General features: G+C 50.1%; 21 protein-coding genes and 2 tRNA genes. 12 read left to right on the forward strand and 11 right to left on the reverse strand.

Annotation, left to right across the window (positions count from 1 at the left end; all coding sequences use genetic code 11):
- Positions 1-13 precede the first annotated feature (13 nt).
- Both HGO41_RS02350 and HGO41_RS02355 read right to left on the reverse strand, forming a co-directional pair.
- Positions 14-101: transfer RNA gene (locus HGO41_RS02350), tRNA-Ser, on the reverse strand.
- 195 nt (positions 102-296) lie between these two features.
- Positions 297-384, reverse strand: a tRNA-Ser gene (locus HGO41_RS02355).
- Between the two features lie 389 nt (positions 385-773).
- Between HGO41_RS02355 and yccA the strand changes: the two genes are divergently transcribed.
- The gene (gene yccA, locus HGO41_RS02360; protein WP_015689627.1) at positions 774-1439 is read left to right on the forward strand and encodes an FtsH protease modulator YccA; all 666 of its coding nucleotides are present in this window, start codon (positions 774-776) and stop codon (positions 1437-1439) included.
- A 107-nt stretch (positions 1440-1546) separates the two neighbouring features.
- Positions 1547-1876, forward strand: a complete 330-nt coding sequence (gene tusE, locus HGO41_RS02365; protein WP_013574887.1) for a sulfurtransferase TusE — start codon at positions 1547-1549, stop codon at positions 1874-1876.
- A 6-nt stretch (positions 1877-1882) separates the two neighbouring features.
- Here tusE and yccX read toward each other — a convergent pair whose 3' ends face one another.
- Positions 1883-2161, reverse strand: coding sequence for an acylphosphatase (yccX, locus tag HGO41_RS02370; protein WP_013574886.1), 279 nt, complete (start codon positions 2159-2161; stop codon positions 1883-1885).
- Between the two features lie 98 nt (positions 2162-2259).
- Here yccX and rlmI point away from each other — a divergent pair, with 98 nt between their 5' ends.
- Together rlmI and hspQ are read left to right on the forward strand one after the other, a co-directional pair.
- Entirely contained in the window at positions 2260-3453 is a 1194-nt protein-coding gene (rlmI, locus tag HGO41_RS02375; protein WP_126124732.1) for a 23S rRNA (cytosine(1962)-C(5))-methyltransferase RlmI, read from the forward strand.
- A 127-nt stretch (positions 3454-3580) separates the two neighbouring features.
- Entirely contained in the window at positions 3581-3898 is a 318-nt protein-coding gene (gene hspQ / locus HGO41_RS02380; RefSeq protein ID WP_013574884.1) for a heat shock protein HspQ, read from the forward strand.
- A gap of 82 nt (positions 3899-3980) precedes the next feature.
- Here the strand turns inward: hspQ and HGO41_RS02385 are convergent, their stop codons facing one another.
- Positions 3981-4394, reverse strand: coding sequence for a CoA-binding protein (locus HGO41_RS02385; protein ID WP_013574883.1), 414 nt, complete (start codon positions 4392-4394; stop codon positions 3981-3983).
- Between the two features lie 188 nt (positions 4395-4582).
- Here HGO41_RS02385 and HGO41_RS02390 point away from each other — a divergent pair, with 188 nt between their 5' ends.
- Both HGO41_RS02390 and mgsA read left to right on the forward strand, forming a co-directional pair.
- Positions 4583-5242, forward strand: a complete 660-nt coding sequence (locus HGO41_RS02390; protein WP_112151749.1) for a DUF2057 family protein — start codon at positions 4583-4585, stop codon at positions 5240-5242.
- 119 nt (positions 5243-5361) lie between these two features.
- Positions 5362-5823: a methylglyoxal synthase gene (gene mgsA, locus HGO41_RS02395; protein WP_013574881.1), complete on the forward strand. Its 462-nt coding sequence runs from the start codon at positions 5362-5364 to the stop codon at positions 5821-5823.
- 66 nt (positions 5824-5889) lie between these two features.
- Here mgsA and helD read toward each other — a convergent pair whose 3' ends face one another.
- Positions 5890-7944 (reverse strand): DNA helicase IV, encoded by a 2055-nt coding sequence (helD, locus tag HGO41_RS02400; protein WP_121019476.1) that lies wholly within the window; start codon positions 7942-7944, stop codon positions 5890-5892.
- A gap of 176 nt (positions 7945-8120) precedes the next feature.
- Between helD and HGO41_RS02405 the strand changes: the two genes are divergently transcribed.
- Both HGO41_RS02405 and yccS read left to right on the forward strand, forming a co-directional pair.
- Positions 8121-8582, forward strand: coding sequence for a YccF domain-containing protein (locus tag HGO41_RS02405; protein WP_013574879.1), 462 nt, complete (start codon positions 8121-8123; stop codon positions 8580-8582).
- 42 nt (positions 8583-8624) lie between these two features.
- Positions 8625-10766: a YccS family putative transporter gene (gene yccS / locus HGO41_RS02410; protein ID WP_013574878.1), complete on the forward strand. Its 2142-nt coding sequence runs from the start codon at positions 8625-8627 to the stop codon at positions 10764-10766.
- A gap of 21 nt (positions 10767-10787) precedes the next feature.
- Here yccS and HGO41_RS02415 read toward each other — a convergent pair whose 3' ends face one another.
- Positions 10788-11420 (reverse strand): TfoX/Sxy family DNA transformation protein, encoded by a 633-nt coding sequence (locus HGO41_RS02415; RefSeq protein WP_013574877.1) that lies wholly within the window; start codon positions 11418-11420, stop codon positions 10788-10790.
- A gap of 216 nt (positions 11421-11636) precedes the next feature.
- Between HGO41_RS02415 and sulA the strand changes: the two genes are divergently transcribed.
- Both sulA and ompA read left to right on the forward strand, forming a co-directional pair.
- Complete coding sequence (gene sulA / locus HGO41_RS02420) at positions 11637-12143, forward strand: SOS-induced cell division inhibitor SulA (RefSeq protein ID WP_013574876.1); 507 nt, start codon at positions 11637-11639, stop codon at positions 12141-12143.
- Positions 12144-12500: 357 nt separating this feature from the next.
- Positions 12501-13577, forward strand: coding sequence for a porin OmpA (gene ompA / locus HGO41_RS02425; RefSeq protein ID WP_013574875.1), 1077 nt, complete (start codon positions 12501-12503; stop codon positions 13575-13577).
- A 103-nt stretch (positions 13578-13680) separates the two neighbouring features.
- Here ompA and matP read toward each other — a convergent pair whose 3' ends face one another.
- Complete coding sequence (matP, locus tag HGO41_RS02430; RefSeq protein WP_037035996.1) at positions 13681-14142, reverse strand: macrodomain Ter protein MatP; 462 nt, start codon at positions 14140-14142, stop codon at positions 13681-13683.
- A gap of 210 nt (positions 14143-14352) precedes the next feature.
- Here matP and HGO41_RS02435 point away from each other — a divergent pair, with 210 nt between their 5' ends.
- A complete protein-coding gene (locus HGO41_RS02435; RefSeq protein WP_013574873.1) occupies positions 14353-16119 on the forward strand; it encodes an AAA family ATPase in 1767 nt (588 codons plus the stop codon).
- 68 nt (positions 16120-16187) lie between these two features.
- A complete protein-coding gene (fabA, locus tag HGO41_RS02440) occupies positions 16188-16706 on the forward strand; it encodes a bifunctional 3-hydroxydecanoyl-ACP dehydratase/trans-2-decenoyl-ACP isomerase (RefSeq protein WP_013574872.1) in 519 nt (172 codons plus the stop codon).
- A 150-nt stretch (positions 16707-16856) separates the two neighbouring features.
- Here fabA and rmf read toward each other — a convergent pair whose 3' ends face one another.
- From rmf to pqiA, 4 genes are all read right to left on the reverse strand, one after another.
- Positions 16857-17024 carry a ribosome modulation factor gene (rmf, locus tag HGO41_RS02445; RefSeq protein WP_013574871.1) on the reverse strand — a complete coding sequence of 56 codons (168 nt, stop codon included), beginning with the start codon at positions 17022-17024 and terminating at the stop codon, positions 16857-16859.
- A gap of 275 nt (positions 17025-17299) precedes the next feature.
- Positions 17300-17866, reverse strand: a complete 567-nt coding sequence (gene pqiC / locus HGO41_RS02450) for a membrane integrity-associated transporter subunit PqiC (RefSeq protein WP_013574870.1) — start codon at positions 17864-17866, stop codon at positions 17300-17302.
- Complete coding sequence (gene pqiB, locus HGO41_RS02455; protein WP_112197638.1) at positions 17866-19518, reverse strand: intermembrane transport protein PqiB; 1653 nt, start codon at positions 19516-19518, stop codon at positions 17866-17868. Before pqiB ends, pqiC begins: the two co-directional genes overlap by 1 nt.
- The gene (gene pqiA / locus HGO41_RS02460) at positions 19505-20779 is read right to left on the reverse strand and encodes a membrane integrity-associated transporter subunit PqiA (protein WP_369794817.1); all 1275 of its coding nucleotides are present in this window, start codon (positions 20777-20779) and stop codon (positions 19505-19507) included. The genes pqiB and pqiA overlap by 14 nt, the downstream gene beginning before the upstream one ends.
- Between the last annotated feature and the right edge of the window lie 51 nt (positions 20780-20830).

The raw sequence follows: 20830 nt of genomic DNA on the forward strand, positions 1-20830 counted from the left end.
ATTGTGTTGTTTATGGCGGAGGAGGAGAGATTCGAACTCTCGAATGGTTTCCCATCGCCGGTTTTCAAGACCGGTGCCTTCAGCCGCTCGGCCACCCCTCCGTAAACAACAAGTACGTTACGACCTCAGTCGCTCAGTACGGGGCGTAGTATACAAGACCGGAAAAAAGATGCAAATATTATTTTCAGTCTAGTTTGTTGATTTTATGAGCATTTAAACCGCGTACACAAAGTCGGGCATAAATAACAGAGACAAAAAAAGCCGCTAATTGCTTAGCAGCTTTCTTGTGTTGTTTATGGCGGAGGAGGAGAGATTCGAACTCTCGAATGGTTTCCCATCGCCGGTTTTCAAGACCGGTGCCTTCAGCCGCTCGGCCACCCCTCCGCAACGAAGCGAACTATAAACAGTGCCGATCCGCTTGTAAAGCCTGATTCTGTTCTGATTGCCTGAAAAACAGGCATTCGGTTCGCAAGCGGCGATTTAAGCATCATTTCGGTGATTTTGACGTCAGGATACCGCGCCGTGCCCCGCTCCGGGCAGGTAAAGAAGGGTAAAACGTCTTTAATGACGCACCGCAACTACTTACACTGCAACCTGTTTGTATTTTCACCGACTCCAATTAGATACCCAAAATAATTTGGGTCGCAGGAAGGCGGCAAGAGAGGGAGTCCCGATGAGCTTACACAGGTAAGTGATTCGGGTGACCGGGCGAAGCCAACGCATCTGCGACACAAAGTATGAAGGGCTTAAGTGAGAATTTTATTATGAACCGCATGGATCGTATCGTTGCATCTTCGTCATCATCACGCGCTGGCTCGTTGCTAAGCACGCACCGGGTGCTGCGTAATACTTATTTCCTGTTAGCACTGACTTTGGGCGTATCCGCGATTACGGCGACAGCAAGTACGGTTCTGAGATTGCCGTCCCCCGGTTTTCTGCTGACCATCGTTGGCTTCTATGGCCTGATGTTCCTGACCTACCGCACAGCCAACAGCCCGGCGGGTATTTTATCTGCCTTCGCGCTGACCGGTTTTATGGGGTATACGCTGGGGCCACTGCTGAGTTCGCTGCTTTCCGTCGGTGCCGGTGACATTATTATGCTGGCACTGGGCGGCACTGCGCTGGTGTTCTTCTGCTGTTCAGCCTATGTGCTGACCACGCGCAAAGATATGTCGTTCCTGTCCGGGATGATGATGGCTGGTTTTGTGGTGCTACTGGTGGCGGTTATCGCTAACCTGTTCCTGCAAATTCCTGCGCTGTCACTGGCGATCAGTTGCCTGTTTATTTTGTTCTCCGCAGGCGCAATCCTGTGGGAAACCAGCAATATTATTCATGGCGGCGAAACCAACTATATTCGGGCGACCGTCAGCCTGTATGTCTCGCTGTACAACATTTTTGTCAGCCTGCTGAGCATTCTGGGCCTGTCATCACGTAACTGATAAAGCCTGAAGTGGATCGAAGCCCCGCCTGCGTGCGGGGCTTTTTATTTTGTCTGACCGGCGTTTTTGCTAAACTAACTGCCGCATTTTTACAGGTTTGAGGTTGTATGCTGGAGTTTGAAGGTCAGGTTATTGAAACCGACGCTCAGGGTTACCTGAAAAACAGTCAGGAGTGGCAGGAAGGCATGGCGCCGCTGCTGGCGGAAGAAGAAGGGATCGTTCTGACTGACGCCCACTGGGAAGTCGTGCGGTTTGTGCGCGAGTTTTACCTCGAATTCAATACTTCTCCCGCCGTACGCATGCTGGTGAAAGCAATGGCGCAGAAATATGGCGAAGAGAAAGGCAACAGCCGCTATCTGTTCCGGCTGTTCCCGAAAGGTCCGGCCAAACAGGCAACCAAAATTGCGGGCCTGCCGAAACCGGTGAAGTGCTTGTGAAAGATTTCAGTATTTGATTTTAAAATCGCTGTAATTGCCAGGCGCGGTCGGTTCACTCAGTACGCGATCAACGCGTGCATGTTTCGGCCCGCCCTGCTTTAGCCAGGCTAGCAACTGATCTACTTTCTCCTGCTCTCCGCACGCCACCACTTCGACGCTGCCATCCTCAAGATTTTTCGCGTAACCGGTCAGACCGAGACCGGTGGCCTGATGCTGTGTCGCAAAACGAAAACCGACGCCCTGCACCATGCCGTACACATAGGCGGCTATACTGACTGTTGCCATAATATTCTCTCCGTTAGCGGTATGGTTCGTTGCAATTTGACCTGCATGACCGGACAATGTCGCTCTTTTTTGTCTCCGAACCGACAGAACCTAATTTTATGACTGCACGTTTAATTCTGGCCAAAGGCCGTGAAAAATCACTTCTTCGTCGCCACCCGTGGGTGTTTTCCGGCGCGGTTTCGCGCATCGAAGGTAAAGCCAATTCCGGCGAGACTATAGATATTGTAGACAGTCAGGGAAAATGGCTGGCGCGCGGCGCCTATTCGCCGTCCTCGCAGATCCGTGCGCGCGTCTGGACATTCAAACAAGATGAAGACATTGATATCGCGTTCTTCATCCGCCGTTTACAACAGGCGCAGAGCTGGCGCGATTATATCGCTAAGCGCGACGGACTGGACGGTTACCGCCTGATTGCTGGGGAATCCGACTGCCTGCCAGGTATCACTATCGACCGCTTCCAGAATTTCCTGGTGCTGCAATTGCTGTCAGCCGGTGCGGAATATCAGCGTGCCCCGCTGATTGCTGCACTGCAACATTGCTATCCGGAATGTGCAATCTGGGATCGTTCCGACGTGGCCGTGCGTAAAAAAGAAGGGCTGGAACTGGCTCAGGGACACGTATTTGGCGACGAGCCTCCAGCCTTGTTGCCGATTCAGGAACACGGAATGAGCCTGCTGGTGGATATTAAAGAAGGTCACAAAACCGGTTTCTATCTTGACCAGCGTGACAGCCGCCTTGCCGCACGTAATTATGCCGCAGGCCGCAACGTTCTGAACTGTTTCTCTTATACCGGCGCTTTCGCGGTGTCTGCGCTGATGGGCGGCTGTACAAAAGTCATCAACGTGGATACCTCCCAGGCAGCGCTCGACGTGGCCCGTCAGAACGTTGAACTGAATAAACTGGATCTGTCGAAAGCAGAATTCGTGCGTGAAGACGTGTTCCAGTTGCTGCGCAAATACCGCACCGAAGGCCAGCAGTTCGATATGATCGTGATGGATCCGCCGAAATTCGTTGAGAACAAAAACCAGCTGGCAAGCGCCTGCCGTGGTTACAAAGACATTAATATGCTGGCGTTGCAACTGTTACGTCCGGGGGGAATTCTGCTGAGTTTCTCCTGCTCCGGATTGTTGCCAACAGATTTATTCCAGAAAATTCTGGCTGATGCGGCGCTGGATGCCGGTCGTGAGATCCAGTTCGTCGAGCAGTTCCGTCAGGCAGCCGACCATCCGGTGACCGGCGCTTACCCTGAAGGCCTATATCTGAAAGGGTTCGCCTGCCTGGTAATGAACTGACAAAATAAGCACGGTGTGCTGTTGCGGCGGCACGCCCGCGAATTTTAAGCAGATTACGTGGTCAAAACTTGAAATAGCCCGTTTTATCTCCATATAGAGATTAATGAATTATTTTTGGGAGGTGACTATGATTGCCAGTAAATACGGTATCGGACAGCAGGTCCGCCACAGAATGTTAGGTTATCTGGGTGTGGTTATTGATGTTGATGCACAATATTCGCTCGATAAGCCTGACGTCAATGATGTCGTTGCTGATGATTCAATGCGTACCGCTCCCTGGTACCATGTCGTGATGGAAGATGAAGAAGGTCAGCCGGTTCACACTTACCTGGCTGAAATTCAGATCGATCATGAAGCGGCACGTTCACATCCTGAACAAGCCTCGCTGGATGACCTGGCAGCCTCAATCCGTAACCAGTTACAGGCACCGCGACTGCGTAACTGAGCATGATGGCTTTTTCCTGACAAGATGAAAGATAAAAACCGGCGCAGTAGCCGGTTTTTTTACGGGCAGGATCCACAGACGTTTACTTTTCCATGCCCAGTCGCGGAATTTCAATTTTCGGGCAGCGATCCATCACCACCTTCAGCCCGGCCTCTTTTGCCAGCACAGCAGCCTGTTCATTAATGACGCCCAGTTGCAGCCACAGCACGTTCGCCTTAATCGCAATCGCTTCCTGCGCCACGCCATAAGCGGCATCCGCATTACGGAACACGTCCACCATATCTACCGGATGGGGAATTTCTGCCAGAGAACCATAAGCTTTCTGGCCGAGCAGTTCCTGCCCCGCCAGCTTCGGACTGACCGGGATCACCTCAAAGCCCTGAGAAAGTAAATACGCCATGACGCCGTAACTTGGTCGGCCGGGATTATCACTGGCCCCCACCAGCGCGATGGTTTTCACTTCTTCAAGAATCTTGCGGATATCATTGTCTTGCACGGGTTTATCTCCTTTGGCCTGTATGCATTAAGTGTAACGCAGCCTGACCATTTCGACAGTCTGTACGTGAAAAAGAGCCGCTGCAGGATCACGTCGGTGGGAAATTAAAACATTTTGTAAAACTTTGACACACAATCGTCATTCCTGAATAATAGAGGATGAGCAACGTTGTATCTGAGGAGAGAGGAATGAAAATCTGTCATGCGCTGGTCGCATTAGCGAGTCTCAGCCTGATGGTGTCAGCTTCAGCGACCTCACTTAAATTGTCCCCCGATGTCGATGTTCTGGTAATCGATGGCAAACAGATGTCTGGCGCAATCCTTAAAGGCGCAGACAGCCTTGAACTCGATGGCGGTCAGCACCAGATTCTGTTTCAGGTCAGCAAAAATGTCCGTTCCGTCGCTCAACAGGCACCGATAATCTACCATTCGCCTGCCCTTATCGTGACCTTCAATGCTAAAAGTAATCGTTCCGTTTCTTTCGTTCTGCCAAAACTGAGCAACGACAATGAAACGACACAATTTAGCCAGCAGATGAATTATCAGCTCATTGATGAACAAGGCCGTCAGATACCGACACAACGTGACGTCCTGAATATGTTTAATCCCGGGCATACTGCCGACGCTGAAAAATTAATGATGACTTATAATTTGTCGGGCGCACGTGCGGCGGTTCCTTCATTCGCCAAAGGCAGCACGGATAAAAAATCTGCGTTAGCCACCGACGCAACATCTCAAATTTCTATCGTTTATCTTCACCCGTTGTGGACACGTCTGGCCGCGAATGCTGGCTTTGAGCGGTTGTTACTCTGGTTAAAACTGCCGGATAATCAGGAACGCGCGTCATAACTTAATCTGCATCACGCATTCCTCCTTCTTAACGGCGAATTATTCCCCCTGAGCTATGCAGTAAAACGGAGTTTCAGTATTCTGTGATCCACTTTTACTTTCGCGTTGAAGGGAATTAGATGGAATACACGACCCGCACGATCGCAAAACAAAAACATATAGCCCTGGTCGCGCATGACCACTGCAAAAGTACCCTGCTGAAATGGGTTGATAAAAACGTTGCTGAGCTTTCGCAGCATATCCTGTATGCCACCGGCACGACGGGTAACCTGGTTCAGCGTAATACCGGGATTAATGTCAAAAGCATGCTAAGCGGGCCGATGGGCGGCGACCAGCAAGTGGGCGCGCTGATTGCCGAAGGCAAAATCGATATGCTGATTTTCCTCTGGGATCCGCTCAATGCCGTTCCGCATGATCCGGATGTGAAAGCCCTGCTGCGCCTGGCGACCGTATGGAACATCCCGGTGGCAACCAATCTGTCTACTGCTGACTTCCTGATCCAGTCTCCGTTGTTCCAGTCTGAAGTCGAAATCACTATTCCTGACTACCAGCGCTATCTGTGGTCACGCCTGAAAGAATAATGATTCAATAGGCTGATTTTTAAAAGTAAAAAGCCCGGCGATTGCCGGGCTTTTTATTGATCTTATCTATGGTTTTCGCTGGACCGGTACACCGATATCTTCAAGCTGTTCTACGAAGACGGAAGGACGTTCTTTATCCTGCAGCAACCAGACCTGATGCTTCGCACGCGTCATCGCCACATACAATAAACGCCGCTCTTCGGCATCCAGAAAGTTTTCCGGTTCAGGCAATAACACTTCCTCCAGCAAAGATTCCCGCGCGGGCGCAGGGAAACCGTCATTGCCATCATGCAATCCGACGATAATCACGTATTCAGCCTGTTGTCCTTTACTGGCATGAATCGTCATGAAATCAAGATTAAGCTTTGGCCAGCGGGTCGCGGCTTTCTCCAGAATTTGCGGTCGAAGATGGTGATAACGCGCCAGCACCAGAATATGTTCATCAACGGTGACATAGCCGCTAAGTTTATCCAGCAATTTTTCCATCTGGTCCTCAGGCAGTATCACGACATTTTTCTTGTTGCCTTTGGTCAGACTGTTCAGCGGCTTCTTCAACTGATAAGGGTTTTGCTGCACAAACTTATTGGCAATTTCACCGATGCGGTCATTGAACCGGTAAGTCGTATCCAGTGCGCATTGCGCTCCTTCGCCAAAATTGTCAGCAAACGCCGTGGTCAGGGACAACTCCGCACCGCTGAAACGGTAAATCGCCTGCCAGTCGTCCCCCACAGCAAACAAACTGGTATGTTTGTTAAGTTTACGCAAGGCAGAAAGCAGCAGTGCACGCTGGGGGGAAATGTCCTGGAATTCATCCACCAGAATATGCTTCCACGGGCTGACAAAACGCCCTTTTTCCAGAATATTGACTGCCTGATGGATAAGCCCGGAAAAGTCCACTGCGCCCTCTTCTTTCAGTGCCGTTTTCCAGGCTTTCATCAGCGGTGCCATCAGACGAATACGCTTTGTAAACAGATCTTTGACGTCTTCCGGCGCGCTTTCGATCATCTCCGCCTGACTGCCACCGTGCATACGCATCAGGCTGAGCCAGCGTTCAAGGCGGCTTCCGAGGCGCTCCGCCAGCGATTTATTTTTCCAGTAATCACCCTCAGGAACGGTCCATTCCAGTTCGTCTGTCATCCATTGCCGCCAGCCGCTGGCCTGCACTTTTTTCTCTGCACACTGCTGCTGCCATGTCTTAATCAGTAAGCTGCGCCGGGCTTTCGAATCGGTTTCAAGTTTGCTGATTTTGGGGGCTTTTTTGCTGCCTTCCTGGATAATCTGCAAAGCGAGCGCATGAAATGTCTTGGCCTTGATGCCTTCAGTATGCAAACGCTCTTTGATACGCCCGTTCATTTCATCCGCTGCCTGACGACCAAAGGCCAGCAACAGAATTTGTTCAGGATGCGCTTCCTGACGGCGCAACAGCCAGCCCGCGCGCGCCACCAGCACCGACGTTTTACCACTGCCCGCGCCAGCCAGCACCAGCACCGCGTCTTCACCGTTCACGACAGCGCGGCATTGGCTGTCATTGAGCGGCGACACTTCAACGGTATCAAAAAAGTCACGGTTATCAGCAATCACCCTGTCAGTCCAAGCCAGATTGCGCCGGTCGACACTGCGTTTACCCTGCTCAAGCCAGCGCAGACAGGTCTGATAATCTTCCCGACAATTATCAAATTCAGTAAGACGTTCAACAGGCACCGGGATCGCAGAAAATGCCTCAGTAATGTCTTTCTGCACATCCGCCAGATCAATGCGTTTGAACCATTTGTCTTGCTGTTCAATCTGGGTAATTTTTTCAACCTGCCCGCGCAATACTCCGGCGCTGACCTCGCTCATCTCGAGACTCCAGGTCTGCCAGATATTGAGCAGGTATTGATAAAATCGCTGTGTTTCCTGCCATTCGGTGCCGTGCAGCCGGACCACTTTTTGCTCCGGCAATTCAAATTCAAGCTCCCCCCAGACGATGCCACGTTTGCAGCGAATCTGAATAAGCTGATTAAAAGGGATCAGATAGTGATGTTTATCGCCGCTGACTTCCACGCCGGCATTAAGCAGACGCACCCGGTTATAAGGGTGCTGCGCCAGATGTTTCCCGAATGAGGTCGATTTCAGTTCCATATCATCACACCGTGTTTTTCTTTAATTCCTGACATTTTACATGCAAGAGCATTTAAGAGTTTACCTTTGATAAGCGCAGGCGATCCACGCTCCAAAACAGAGTAGAATAAGAGGTATGTTTGCGTTATGTGAACACGAAATTTATCAACTTTTTAACCTCTTCGGGAAGAGCTGCCATGCGTACCGTACTCAATATTCTTAACTTTGTTTTAGGTGGTTTTTTCACCACGCTTGCCTGGCTGCTTGCTACGCTGGTCAGTATCGTGCTGATCTTTACTCTGCCACTCACCCGTTCTTGCTGGGAAATCACCCGTCTTTCACTGCTGCCATTTGGCAATGAAGCCGTACATGTCGATGACCTGTATCCGGAAAAACGCAGCGCGTTGCTGTCCGGCGGAGGTACTCTGTTGAATATCTTCTGGTTTATTTTTTTCGGCTGGTGGTTATGCTTGTCGCATATCGTTGCCGGTATCGCGCAATGTATCAGCATAATCGGTATTCCGGTGGGCATTGCGAACTTTAAAATTGCTGCCATTGCACTCTGGCCGGTAGGACGCAGGGTCGTTTCCGTCGAGCTGGCAAAGCAAGTTCGTGAAGCTAATGCAAGCCGTCAGAGAGAAAACGGACGCATTCGCTGATTGCGATGTTTCAACATTTTTGAATTTTAAGGTGGGTTTTTCGTGCTTTCTATTGCACCCGGTTTACGGCGCTATGCCTATAACAGCAATATTCTTTATCACATCAGGATTTTCATTGCGCTGACAGGGGCTGCGGCATTGCCATGGTGGTTGGGTCAGTTCACGCTGACAATCCCCCTTACACTCGGTGTGGTTGCTGCGGCTCTTGCCGATCTTGATGATCGTCTCGCTGGCCGTCTGCGCAATTTGCTGATTACTCTGGTCTGTTTTTTTATTGCTTCAGCATCCATAGAATTACTCTTCCCCTATCCGTGGCTTTTTGCGCCCGGGCTGATGATTTCAACCTGCGGATTCATCCTGCTGGGGGCCCTGGGGCAGCGTTATGCCACGATTGCCTTCGGCGCGTTGCTGATCGCCATATATACGATGCTTGGCACCAGCATGTATCACATCTGGTATCAGCAACCGCTGATCCTGCTTGCGGGTGCTATCTGGTATAACCTGCTGACGCTGGCTGGCCATATTATTTTCCCCATCCGTCCGTTACAGGATCAGATCTCACGCTGTTTCACGCAACTGGCGGCTTATCTTGAAGCCAAAGCAACGTTGTTTGATCCCGATCAGGAAGATAACAACCAGCAACTGGTCGAGCTGGCCATGGCCAACGGTCAACTGGTCTCCACACTGAACCAAACAAAAAATACGCTACAGACCCGGCTGAAAGGAGATCGTGGCCAGAAAGGGACCCGCCGGACATTACATTATTATTTTGTGGTGCAGGATATTCATGAGCGCGCCAGCTCGTCCCACGTGCAGTACCTCAAACTCAGTGAACAATTTCATCACAGTGATATTCTGTTCCGCTTTCAGCGCCTGATGAGCATGCAGGCGCGGGCCTGTTTACAGCTGTCACAATGCATTCTTTATCGCCAGCAATATACCCACAACAGCCAGTTCGAACGGGCGTTTTCCCGGCTGGAAGAAGCCCTCAAACGTCTGGAATCTCATCACGAACACCGTGAGACATTACAGGCGTTACGCCATCTTTTACGCAATCTGCATGCGATTGACGCGCAACTGGCAAATATCGAGTCGGAGCAGTCTCTGCCGGAAAACCAGACCGGCAAAAGCCCGTTTGCGGAAGACCGTCTGACTGGCCTTGATGATATCTGGCTGCGCATTTCCCGCCATTTTACGCCGCAATCGGTGTTGTTCCGTCATGCAATTCGTATGTCTGTCGTGCTCTTTGTAGGCTACGTTTTCATTCAGGTCAGCGGCTTAAATCACGGCTACTGGATCTTGCTCACCAGTCTTTTTGTCTGTCAACCAAACTACAGTGCGACCCGCCGGAGGTTAGCTCTGAGGATAATCGGAACACTCGCCGGTATTGCTCTCGGGATCCCTATCTTGTATTTCGTTCCGTCCGTTGACGGGCAAATGATTCTGATCGTCATCAGCGGGTTATTGTTCTTTGCGTTCCGCACAGTGCAATACGCGCAGGCCACAATGTTCATCACCCTTCTGGTGTTGTTATGCTTCAATTTGTTAGGCGAAGGATTTGAAGTCGCTATCCCGAGAGTAATCGATACGCTGATTGGTTGTGGTATCGCCTGGGCGGCAGTGACCTTTATATGGCCCGACTGGAAATTCAGGCAACTTGATAAGGTGGTCAGAAAAACGTTCGATGCTAATTGCCGTTATCTTGATGCTATTCTGGTGCAGTACCATCAGGGGAAAGACAACAGTCTCGAGTACCGTCTGGCCCGCCGTGATGCGCATAATTGCGATGCCGAGCTGGCGTCCGTGGTGTCGAACATGAGCTCTGAGAGAAATAACGAACCGGCGACACTCGAAGCGGCGTTTCGCCTGTTATGCCTCAATCATACTATGCTGAGCTACATTTCAGCGCTGGGTGCCCATCGCGAAAAACTCAATGATGCCGAAACCCTGAGGTTGCTGGATGATGCAGCATGCTGCGTTGACGGCGCTTTGCATCATCTGCCTTCTGAAGCAGAACGCATCCAACACGCGCTCGGTGAACTCACTGCACGTATTCAGATGCGTACAACGGATATCGACAGTAAAGAGCAGCTCGTGCTTCAGCAAATTGGATTACTGGTGGCTCATTTGCCTGAGCTCACCAGTCTTAATACTAAGATCCTGCCGGCACAAAATCGGCTCTAATTGCAGATAACTTACGCAAATTTAGTGCACAACCGTTGATAGCTGCTCTTGGTGATGGTTAAACCAGTGAGTTAATGACTCTCTGGATTCCATCGGCAAAGCGGCTTCATGGAAGCCCAAAATTGCCCCTTCGAGTGCCATCAGTAAATTAATCCCTAAATTCTTTTTTTTAATGGCACACAGTTTGAGGTAGGTATGGCAGGCCCCCTGTAACCGCAAGTCCCCCGAGTTCTCAATGCCGACTTGCCAGAGCATCCTTTCTAGCGCCAGCGAGAGATTGGGTAAATCTTTCAATCGGACCGCTTCGTTGTTTTTTTTCAGCTCTATATCCCGCAACATCCCTTGCAACGATAATCTGCCCAGCTCGCACAGTGCCTGGTGATCACTCCATTGCCGGGCACTCACTTTGAAATAACGCAACTGCACATCCATGCCTCGCTTGCGATAGGTCAGCCTCTCCATCTTTTTGCGGCGAAAATGAGTTTCGGTTTCTCCGGTCGCTCGCAGATAGAGTTCACCATCAGAAACCAGGGCGAACATGACGCGGTCAGCGGACAAGCTCATCCCCCCAAATTGGGTGCGGGAACGAATATTGCCCAACGGGGCAAAAATCTCCAGACACTCAAGCACTCGTTTTTTTGATTTGTTTATCATTGCGTTATCCTTTTCACGTTAATCCCTTGCTTCCATTTTGAGTTACCAAAACAGCTAAAAGCAAAATACGCAATCTTATGAACTCCAACAAACATAAAATGCCGTTACAGCCTGTTGCCTTCAAAATTTGCGAGATATCTTGGAAAAATTGGGTTGATCTTTGCTCACCGCCAGAGTACTGTACATAAATACAGTAACTCACTGGAGTACATCATTATGCGAACTCAACACCATACAAATCATCATTTTAGTCAGCTTGCTTTGCCCGTCACTCCGTCACAGGTAAATACGTCTGCATCCTTGAATAATGGTCTGATCACTGAGTTCGTCTATAGTGCGAGCCAACCTGCTTTTGCGCAGTTATTACTGCCCTTACTGCAACACCTGGGTATGCAGTCTCGCTGGTTGTTGTGGCTCACACCTCAACAAAAACTGAGCCGTCATTGGTTATCTCAGTCAGGTCTGCCGGTGGATAAGATGGTGCAAGTTAATCAAATTACGGCGATGTCGACGGTAGATGCGATGGAGAAAGCCTTGCAGACGGGTAACTACAGTGTCGTGTTGGGATGGCTTCCGGATTTGAGTGATACTGAGAGGGAAAGATTGCAAATTGCAGCACGCCAGGGTGGTGCTTACGGCTTCATAATGAGACCGACAAATGAACAGAATTCAGCTTGTGGACATCATTCCACAGTAAAAATTCACTCTTCCGTATACCATTAGTTCAAAATAGGAATCTTCCTATGAAAATAATGCGGAACTTAGTGATTTGTGCTGAATAATGCCTGCAAGCCAGTAAAAACGGGCTTCCGGAATGCAGATTAGTGCCAGATTTTGTCAGCAAATTGCCAAAGCCGTTAAGAAATGTGTCCGTTTTTCCCTTTTTTTCCACGGTGTTAACACATCAAGCTTGTAAGTTTCGCGCCACGTTGTAGACTTTACAACGCCAAGGTTGCTCGATAATGCCAACGTAAAGTGGCAAGTTCTGAAATGAAGCAATAATCTTGGCGTAAGGATTTTAACCAAGGGCTTAAAAAGCTTAAAGCTCAATTGCCTATTTGGATGATAACGAGGCGCAAAATGAAAAAGACAGCTATCGCATTAGCAGTGGCACTGGCAGGTTTCGCTACCGTAGCGCAAGCCGCCCCTAAAGATAACACCTGGTATACCGGTGGTAAATTGGGCTGGTCCCAATACCATGACACTGGTTTCGCAAACGCTTACAACGGTATCGGCAACGGCCCTACCCACGAAAGCCAACTGGGTGCAGGTGCGTTCTTGGGTTACCAAGCGAACCAATACCTGGGCTTTGAAATGGGATATGACTGGCTTGGCCGTATGCCTTACAAAGGCAGCGTAAATAACGGCGCGTTCAAAGCACAAGGCGTTCAGCTGGCTGCTAAACTGAGCTACCCGCTGACTGACGATCTGGACCTGTACACCCGTCTGGGTGGTATGGTTTGGCGTGCAGATGCTAAAGGTAACTTCAACAACGGTGCTAATGGTCGCGTAAGTGATCATGACACTGGTGTTTCTCCACTGGCAGCAGTTGGTGTTGAATACGCAGTAACCAAAAACTGGGCTACCCGTCTGGATTACCAGTGGGTTAACAACATTGGTGACGCGGCTACCGTTGGTGCACGTCCTGATAACGCAATGCTGTCTGTAGGTGTTTCTTACCGTTTCGGTCAAGATGAAGCAGCTGCTCCAGTTGTTGCTCCAGCACCAGCTCCAGCTCCAGTTGTAGAGACTAAGAAATTCACTCTGAAATCTGACGTTCTCTTCAACTTCAACAAAGCGACTCTGAAACCAGAAGGCCAACAGGCTCTGGATCAGCTGTACAGCCAGTTGAGCTCTATCGATCCTAAAGACGGTTCTGTTATCGTTCTGGGTTACACCGACCGTATCGGTTCAGAACAATACAACCAAAAACTGTCTGAGCAACGTGCTCAGAGCGTAGTAGATTACCTGGTATCTAAAGGTATCCCTGCTAACAAGATCTCTGCACAAGGCCAGGGTAAATCTAACCCAGTTACCGGTTCTACCTGTGACTCCGTTAAAGGCCGTGCTGCTCTGATCGACTGCCTGGCACCAGACCGTCGTGTAGAAATCGAAGTTAAAGGCTACAAAGATACTGTTACTCAGCCACAGGCTTAATAACACGCTTTAGCTACAGATACTAAAAACCCCGCCATGGCGGGGTTTTTTTTATGCCTTCGGTCAGAGCAAATAGCTGACTCCCTGAGACGCGAAAGCAAATCTATCCAATATCTTTCTTGCCGAGTATTTGTTCTAAATCTTCTTTCAATGAAGACATCTGATTCGCGTATTTCTCTTTACGCTCGGCATCTTCAAGCAGCTGAATGATTGTGTCAGAAAGCGTGACACCACGCCTTTGTGCCAATCCCGCTAAACGCTGCCAGACCAGAAATTCTAAATCGATAGATTTTTTGCGAGTGTGCTGATGCTCTGCATTGAAATGACGCTTACGGCGTGCACGAATCGTTTGCTTAAGACGATTTTCCAGCGCCGGATTCATATTATTAACAATCCAGTCTGACACTTTGACCGGCTCGTTTTCCAGGTTGAGAAGTTGATTCACGGATTCCTGGGCAGCGCTGTTTTCCAAATGGCGGGTGATCCGCTCACCTTCCCGGTGTTTTTTCACCAGATACTTCCATTTCCAACCACTTTCGAGATTTTCCAGTTGCTGATATTTCATCGTGAACTCTTCGGTGACCACGTAACTTTACTAAGCATAACAGCTTTAATTCAATTTTCACCCCAAATAAAACCGCTTATTTTGGTTGTTTTTTGCCCACCTGTACAGCAATGTGCACTAAGACCAATTCCGCTACGACTCTCATTGTATGCAGCCGGATTTATTCTTGTATAATCGCACTTTCCCTTTTTATAGAAAACAGCTAACACATTGACCAATAACCGACTTGACTGGCAGCTTTTACTGCCCGACTCCGCGCCTTACGAGGCAATCTTTGCAACGGCTGCCCAGTTAGCCCCTGTCGATTTTGCAGGAATTCAGCCCCGGCTGGAAAATGGTTTAACGCTGTTTTGTCATCCCCGCTCACGTGTGCGTTTTATGACGCTCAAGGCGCAGGAAAATCGCGAATACTTGTCACGCATTACGCAGGTGGTCAGCGACTTACTACCTGAACCGGCGGAAGTCACGGGTAACCGTTACCATATTGAAGGCAATAAGGTAACGCTGCTGGCGGCGAAGACAGCGGAAGATGCATTCGCGGCGAAATCGACCTGCCAGTATCGTGAATGGGTTGAACCTGAACAGTTGTTCGGGTGCGTGCGCATTTACAAAGACCAGATCCAGCTGGAGCCGGGATTGGTACACCAGGTGAATGGCGGTGTGCTGGTACTTTCCATCCGTACCCTCATCGCGCAGCCTCTGATGTGGTTGCGTCTGAAACAGATGATCACCGAAGGTCAATATCATTGGGTCTCACCAGATGAGACGACACCTTTACCTGTGACAGTCCCTCCGATGCCTTTGGATATTCGCCTGATTCTGGTCGGTGACCGCTTATCGCTTGGTGACCTCAGTGATATGGAGCCAGAGTTGGTGGATTCTTCCATTTATGGTGAATTTGAAGCCGACCTGCCGCTGACGGAAGAAAGCGATATGGAAACCTGGTGTGGTTATGTCAATACGCTGGCTGATGAGCTTGAGATCCCACGCCTGGCCGCTGATGCATGGCCCGAGTTTCTGAAAATGGCCATTCGTCACAGCACCGATCAGGGCAGTCTGACACTCGACCCAGTATGGCTGAACACCCAGCTTAGCGAAGCTGCACTCTATAATGAAGACGAGTTGCTGAGCGTTAAGTCTCTTGAAGCGGCATCCGGTGCACGTGCATGGCGTGAGAGTTATCTCCAGGAGCGTATGCAGGATGAAATCGAACTTGGACAAATTCGCATTGAAACAGAAGGCGAAGTTGTCGGGCAGATTAATGGCCTGTCTGTACTGGAATATCCGGGGCATCCGCGAGCGTTGGGTGAACCTTCCCGAATTAGTTGTGTCGTACATGCCGGCGACGGCGAATTTACAGACGTCGAACGTAAAGCCGAGTTAGGTGGTAATCTGCATGCCAAAGGCATGATGATTATGCAGGCCTTTCTGATTTCCGAGTTAGAACTCGACCAGCCTCTGCCCTTTTCCGCCTCGATTGTATTTGAGCAGTCTTACGGAGAAGTGGACGGCGACAGCGCTTCACTTGCTGAACTCTGCGCACTGATCAGTGCGTTGTCGATGCAGCCGATCAACCAGCAAATTGCGGTCACCGGCTCTGTCGATCAGTTTGGGAATGTGCAACCTATTGGTGGCGTAAACGAGAAAATCGAAGGTTTCTTCGAAGTTTGTCAACGTCGCGGTTTGACCGGTAAACAAGGGGTCATTCTGCCAACCAGCAACGTGCGCAACCTGTGCCTGCATCCGCAGGTTCTGGACGCCGTTCGCGAAGGCCAGTTTCATTTATGGGCAGTTGATAACGCAGCCGAAGCGCTACCTATCCTGACCGGATTGATTTACACAAACGAAGAAGAAGCTGAAGAAGAGCGTCCGAGTCTGCTGGGATTAATTCAGCAGCGTATTGCGCTGGCGACATCGCAAGGCAGCCCGCGTTATCCGTGGCCTCTTCGCTGGTTGAACTGGTTCAATCGCAGCTGATCGGAGTTGTTCAGCTTACAGCTGTTCGCTAAACTTCGCCCTTCATTAAAATAAGGCTTACATAGAACATGGTAGATAAACGCGATTCCTATACGAAAGAAGACCTCGTAGCTTCTGGCCGCAGTGAACTGTTCGGCGCTGGTGGCCCTCCGTTACCATCAGGCAATATGCTGATGATGGATCGTATCGTAAAGATGCAAGAAGACGGCGGCACCCATGGCAAAGGCTATGTTGAAGCTGAATTAGATATCAACCCTGATCTGTGGTTCTTTGGTTGTCACTTTATTGGCGATCCGGTAATGCCTGGTTGTCTGGGTCTGGATGCCATGTGGCAGTTAGTGGGCTTCTATCTGGGCTGGCTCGGTGGCGAAGGCAAAGGCCGCGCACTGGGTGTGGGTGAAGTTAAATTCACCGGTCAGGTTCTGCCAACCGCAAAACTGGTCACCTACCGCCTGAATTTCAAACGTGTTATCAACCGTAAACTGATCATGGGCGTAGCTGATGGTGAAGTGCTGGTTGATGGTGTGGTGATTTACACCGCAACTGATCTGAAAGTGGGTTTGTTCAAAGACGCGGCTGCTTTCTAAGAGAGCCTGTTGCTGAGTCTGATAAAACGGTGAGTCTGATGGGCTCGCCGTTTTTTATGCGTGTTTTTCAGCGAACAGGGATGGTATTTGCCACAAACAAAAACCTCCGCGCACAGCGGAGGTTGTTCCTTATTCTGACAGGGTAGCCGCTTAAGCGGTAACAGCCCTGTCCTCCATGGCTTGTCGCCAACCCCCGAGCCAGTGTGATCGGGCATCTAATGATTGGTACGGACAAATCTCTTTTGAGCGTCCGCCAATACCTGCTTGATATCCACGTGATTGTGCCCGTTCCAGGCGATCGCGTTTTTGTCTCTTCATGCCTTGTATCCCTCATTATTCAGGTCAGGTGGAAAGAAAACAGTGGCCCGCTTCTGCGTCCACATCTAACAAATAGCTGCAATATGAGGAGAGGTCAATGCGCAAAATTCACGCCAATGTCATATTTGTGAGCTATATTATTGGATTGCGCACAAAATAATCGCGCCAATTAATCCCTCATCTGGCTGATCCCCATAAAAAAATCCCGGTGTCTGTCAGGTCAGAAACCGGGATTTTTTATCTTTAACTTAAAAAATATTAAGCTTAAAAAAACGTCATCTTATCTGCGCAGCAATCTGGCCCGCTTCTTGCTGCCAGCCGGTAGCCAACGTTCTGACCAGCGCGTCATAGCCATCTTCGTTTTGCTTGAGATTCAGGGTGAAATCACGCTGAATCATCTGCCCGTTGCGTGTCAGGCTCCAGCTGCCACTGACGATCACAATACCGTCATAGCGGCCATGGAAACCGGTGACATTAACGTTCAGCACATCCTGATCGTCGGTATTCGCCGCCTGAGTGGAAACCAGCGAGCCCGGCAAGTCCCGGCGTAAATAGGTGACCAGTGCTTGCTGTAGTTGCTGATCCAACGGACTGGCCCAGAGATTATTCTGGGTCAGCGTGTACTGCACATCATTGGTCTGATATACCAGCCCTGACCCTGCCAGATAATCAGCAACACTCACCCGCTCAACCCACAGATGCCGCTGTACGGCACCTGCAGACATCACGCTACCTGTTGTTACGGTGCTGCTCAGCACAGGCAACTGGTAGTAGGTTTTCTGATCACTGCTGCTACAGGCAGTCAGGAATAATGCTAAGACGACAGGTATCCATTTCATCATTATTTGGCCTTCTTCGGCTGAGGATCATCTTGCCCTGGGGCAGCGAAAATCAGTGCGTTACTTTTCTGATTCAGCGTTTTCAATACCGGTTGCAGCTCACGCAGGGTTTTATCCAGACTCTGCATATCGCCGACCAGATTGCCGTACGCTGGCGAACCAGGCTGGAAGCCTTTCAGGCTGCGGTTCAACTGAATCAGCGTCTGCTGCATATCCTGAGGCAGATTTTTCATCTCTTTACTGCTGACAATCGCGTTCAGAGACTCAATCGTTTTCTGCGTTGACTTCATCGTCCTCTGACTTTCAGCCAGCGTACTTGTCGCTTCGCGCATCATCGGTTCGATTGGCAGATTGTTGATCTTATCGAGGGTTGTCATCAGTTTTTGCTGAATCTGTGCAAAGCCTCCGCTCACCGTCGGCAACAATTTATGCCCGCCAATTTCCAGCGGCCCTTTCCACGGTTTTTCATTCGGATAGAAATCCAGATCGATATACATCGCCCCTGTTAACAGGTTGGCGGATTTCATCGAAGCACGCAGACCCTGAGCAATACCGTCACGGATATGATCTTCAATATTGAAATTACTGCCCAGCAGTTGAACGAAGCGATCGGGTTCAATGCGGATCAGCACAGGAATACGATAATCGTCCGACATCTGCTGTTTCACCACATTCATCGGATAAGGCACTTCGGCCACAGTACCCAGACGAATACCACGGAATTCAACAGGTGCGCCAGGTTGCAGACCGCGAATAGAATCCGAGAAGAACATCACGTAATCCGTGTGACGGGTATACAGCGATTCCTGAATGCTTTTCTGATCATCAAAGAGCTTATAACTGTCACCATTTTTGGCTTCGTTGCCCTGCGTCCAGCCATTCGGAATATCAAAGCTGACACCACCACTAAATAACGTGGTCAGTGACCCCATTTCGACACGCATACCGGCGGCAGACATATCGAAGTTCACGCCGCTGTCTTTCCAGAAACGCACGTTATCAGTTACCAGTGTGTCGTAAGGCGCACGGATGAAAAGCTGGTATTTGATGTTACGTGCTTTCGGATCAAAGTGACTGGTTTCCACCGTACCGACCTGGAAACCCCGGAACAACACCGGGTCGCCTGGACTCAGCTGACCGGAACGCTCACTTTCCAGACTCACGCGGATCCCTTTCGCATCAGGTGAAGCCAGCGGGGGGGAGTCATCCAGTTTATATTCTGATTTTTCTCCCCCCTTGTTACCCGGCTGCAGCTGAATATAAGCGCCGGACAATAATGTGCCCAGACCGGAGATGCCTTCACGTCCGATTTGCGGTTTCACTACCCAAAAAACAGAGTCCCCGCGCAGCATTTTTTCCATGCCGGTGTTCAGTCGTGCTTTGATGATAACTTGTTGTAAATCATCGCTAAGCGTAACGGACTCTACTTTACCGACATCGACGTTACGGCTTTTGATGGTGGTTTTGCCACCTTCGATACCCTCAGCAGTGGTAGTGATCAGCGTGACTTCCGGGCCCTGATGGCTGTAGTGATAAAACAGGATCCACGCGCCAATCAGCGCAGTGACGATCGGTACGATCCACACTGGCGACCAGCGTTTAATTTTCTCTACTTTGGCAGTTCCGTCATGCTCTGCCATGTTATTTCCCGCCATCTTGTGGCTCCTTTGTAGACTTCATTCCAGCACGATCCCAAATGAGCCTTGGGTCAAATGTCGTTGCGGCAAACATGGTGAGGATAACTACGCCGGCGAACAGCAGCGCGCCAATATCCGGATAAATACTCATCAGTTGCCCCATTCTCACCAGCGCCGCCAGTACCGCAATAACAAACACGTCGATCATTGACCAGCGGCCAACGAACTCAACCACCTCGTAAATGACATGTAATCGTTCCCTGTCGATCTCTTTATTACTGTTCGCATCCCAGCATAGCCAGCCAATAGCGATCATTTTGAGCGTCGGTACCATAATACTGGCGATCAAAATAACCAGAGCCACGGGATAGGAACCTTCGCTCCATAACAGCGCCACCCCGGCCATAATCGTAGACGGTATCGGATTACCCAGTACCTGAGTGATCATGATAGGCAACAGATTTGCCGGGATATACAGCAGAACGGAGGTCACCAGCAGAGCCATTGTCCATTGCAGACTATTTTTACGCCGTGCATGACCATGGGTTTTGCAACGGCCGCATTCTTTCTGATCAACCGGTAAAATTGCCATGCAGCAATGACAGGATCGCAGACCCTGACGCAGACCGCTTTCTCCCATGCGCAGTGGCTGATCTACCGCCGGAGCAGGTTCGATGTGCTGCCATATCCAAAGACGGTCAGTGCATTGAAAGGCACGCAATTGCAGAAGGCAAAACAGGACATAGGGATAAAAACTGCTGCCCACGCCCACGTCGCCATAAGCCATGAGTTTCACGAAGCTGACCAGTACCCCGGCAAGGAAAATCTCGACCATACACCAGGCTTTCAGTTGGAATAAGGTCCGGGCAATGACAACTTTCCAGCGAACGGGAATATTGAAACTCTGGCAGAGGATGATAATGGACAGCATGCAGATGGCCGGGAGCAGTTGCACCACGATCATGAATAACGACGCCATGCTGGCATAGTCTTCTGAAACCAGAACCTGAGGGATTTGCACCAGCGTGACTTCGCTGCTCAGCCCGGCAACATTCATATTGACGAAAGGAAAGAGATTGGCCAGCAACAGCATGAACAACGCACTGATGGCATAACCGACAGGACGTCTTCGAGGCTCATTCCAGCGGGAGGTTAGCGTAGTGTGGCAACGGGGACACACCGCTTTTTGCCCGATGTGCAGGCCGGGTATTGCCACCAGCATATCGCATTGGGGACATAATATGTGCGGGTCATGATCATGGGCGTCAGAACACACTATCGACTCCTCAACAGCGGAAAGACTACGAATATCGGCAACCGGCCTTCCCTT

It is taken from the genome of Rahnella sp. CG8, from assembly GCF_023701875.1.
In the GTDB taxonomy this organism is placed as follows: Bacteria; Pseudomonadota; Gammaproteobacteria; order Enterobacterales; family Enterobacteriaceae; genus Rahnella; species Rahnella aceris.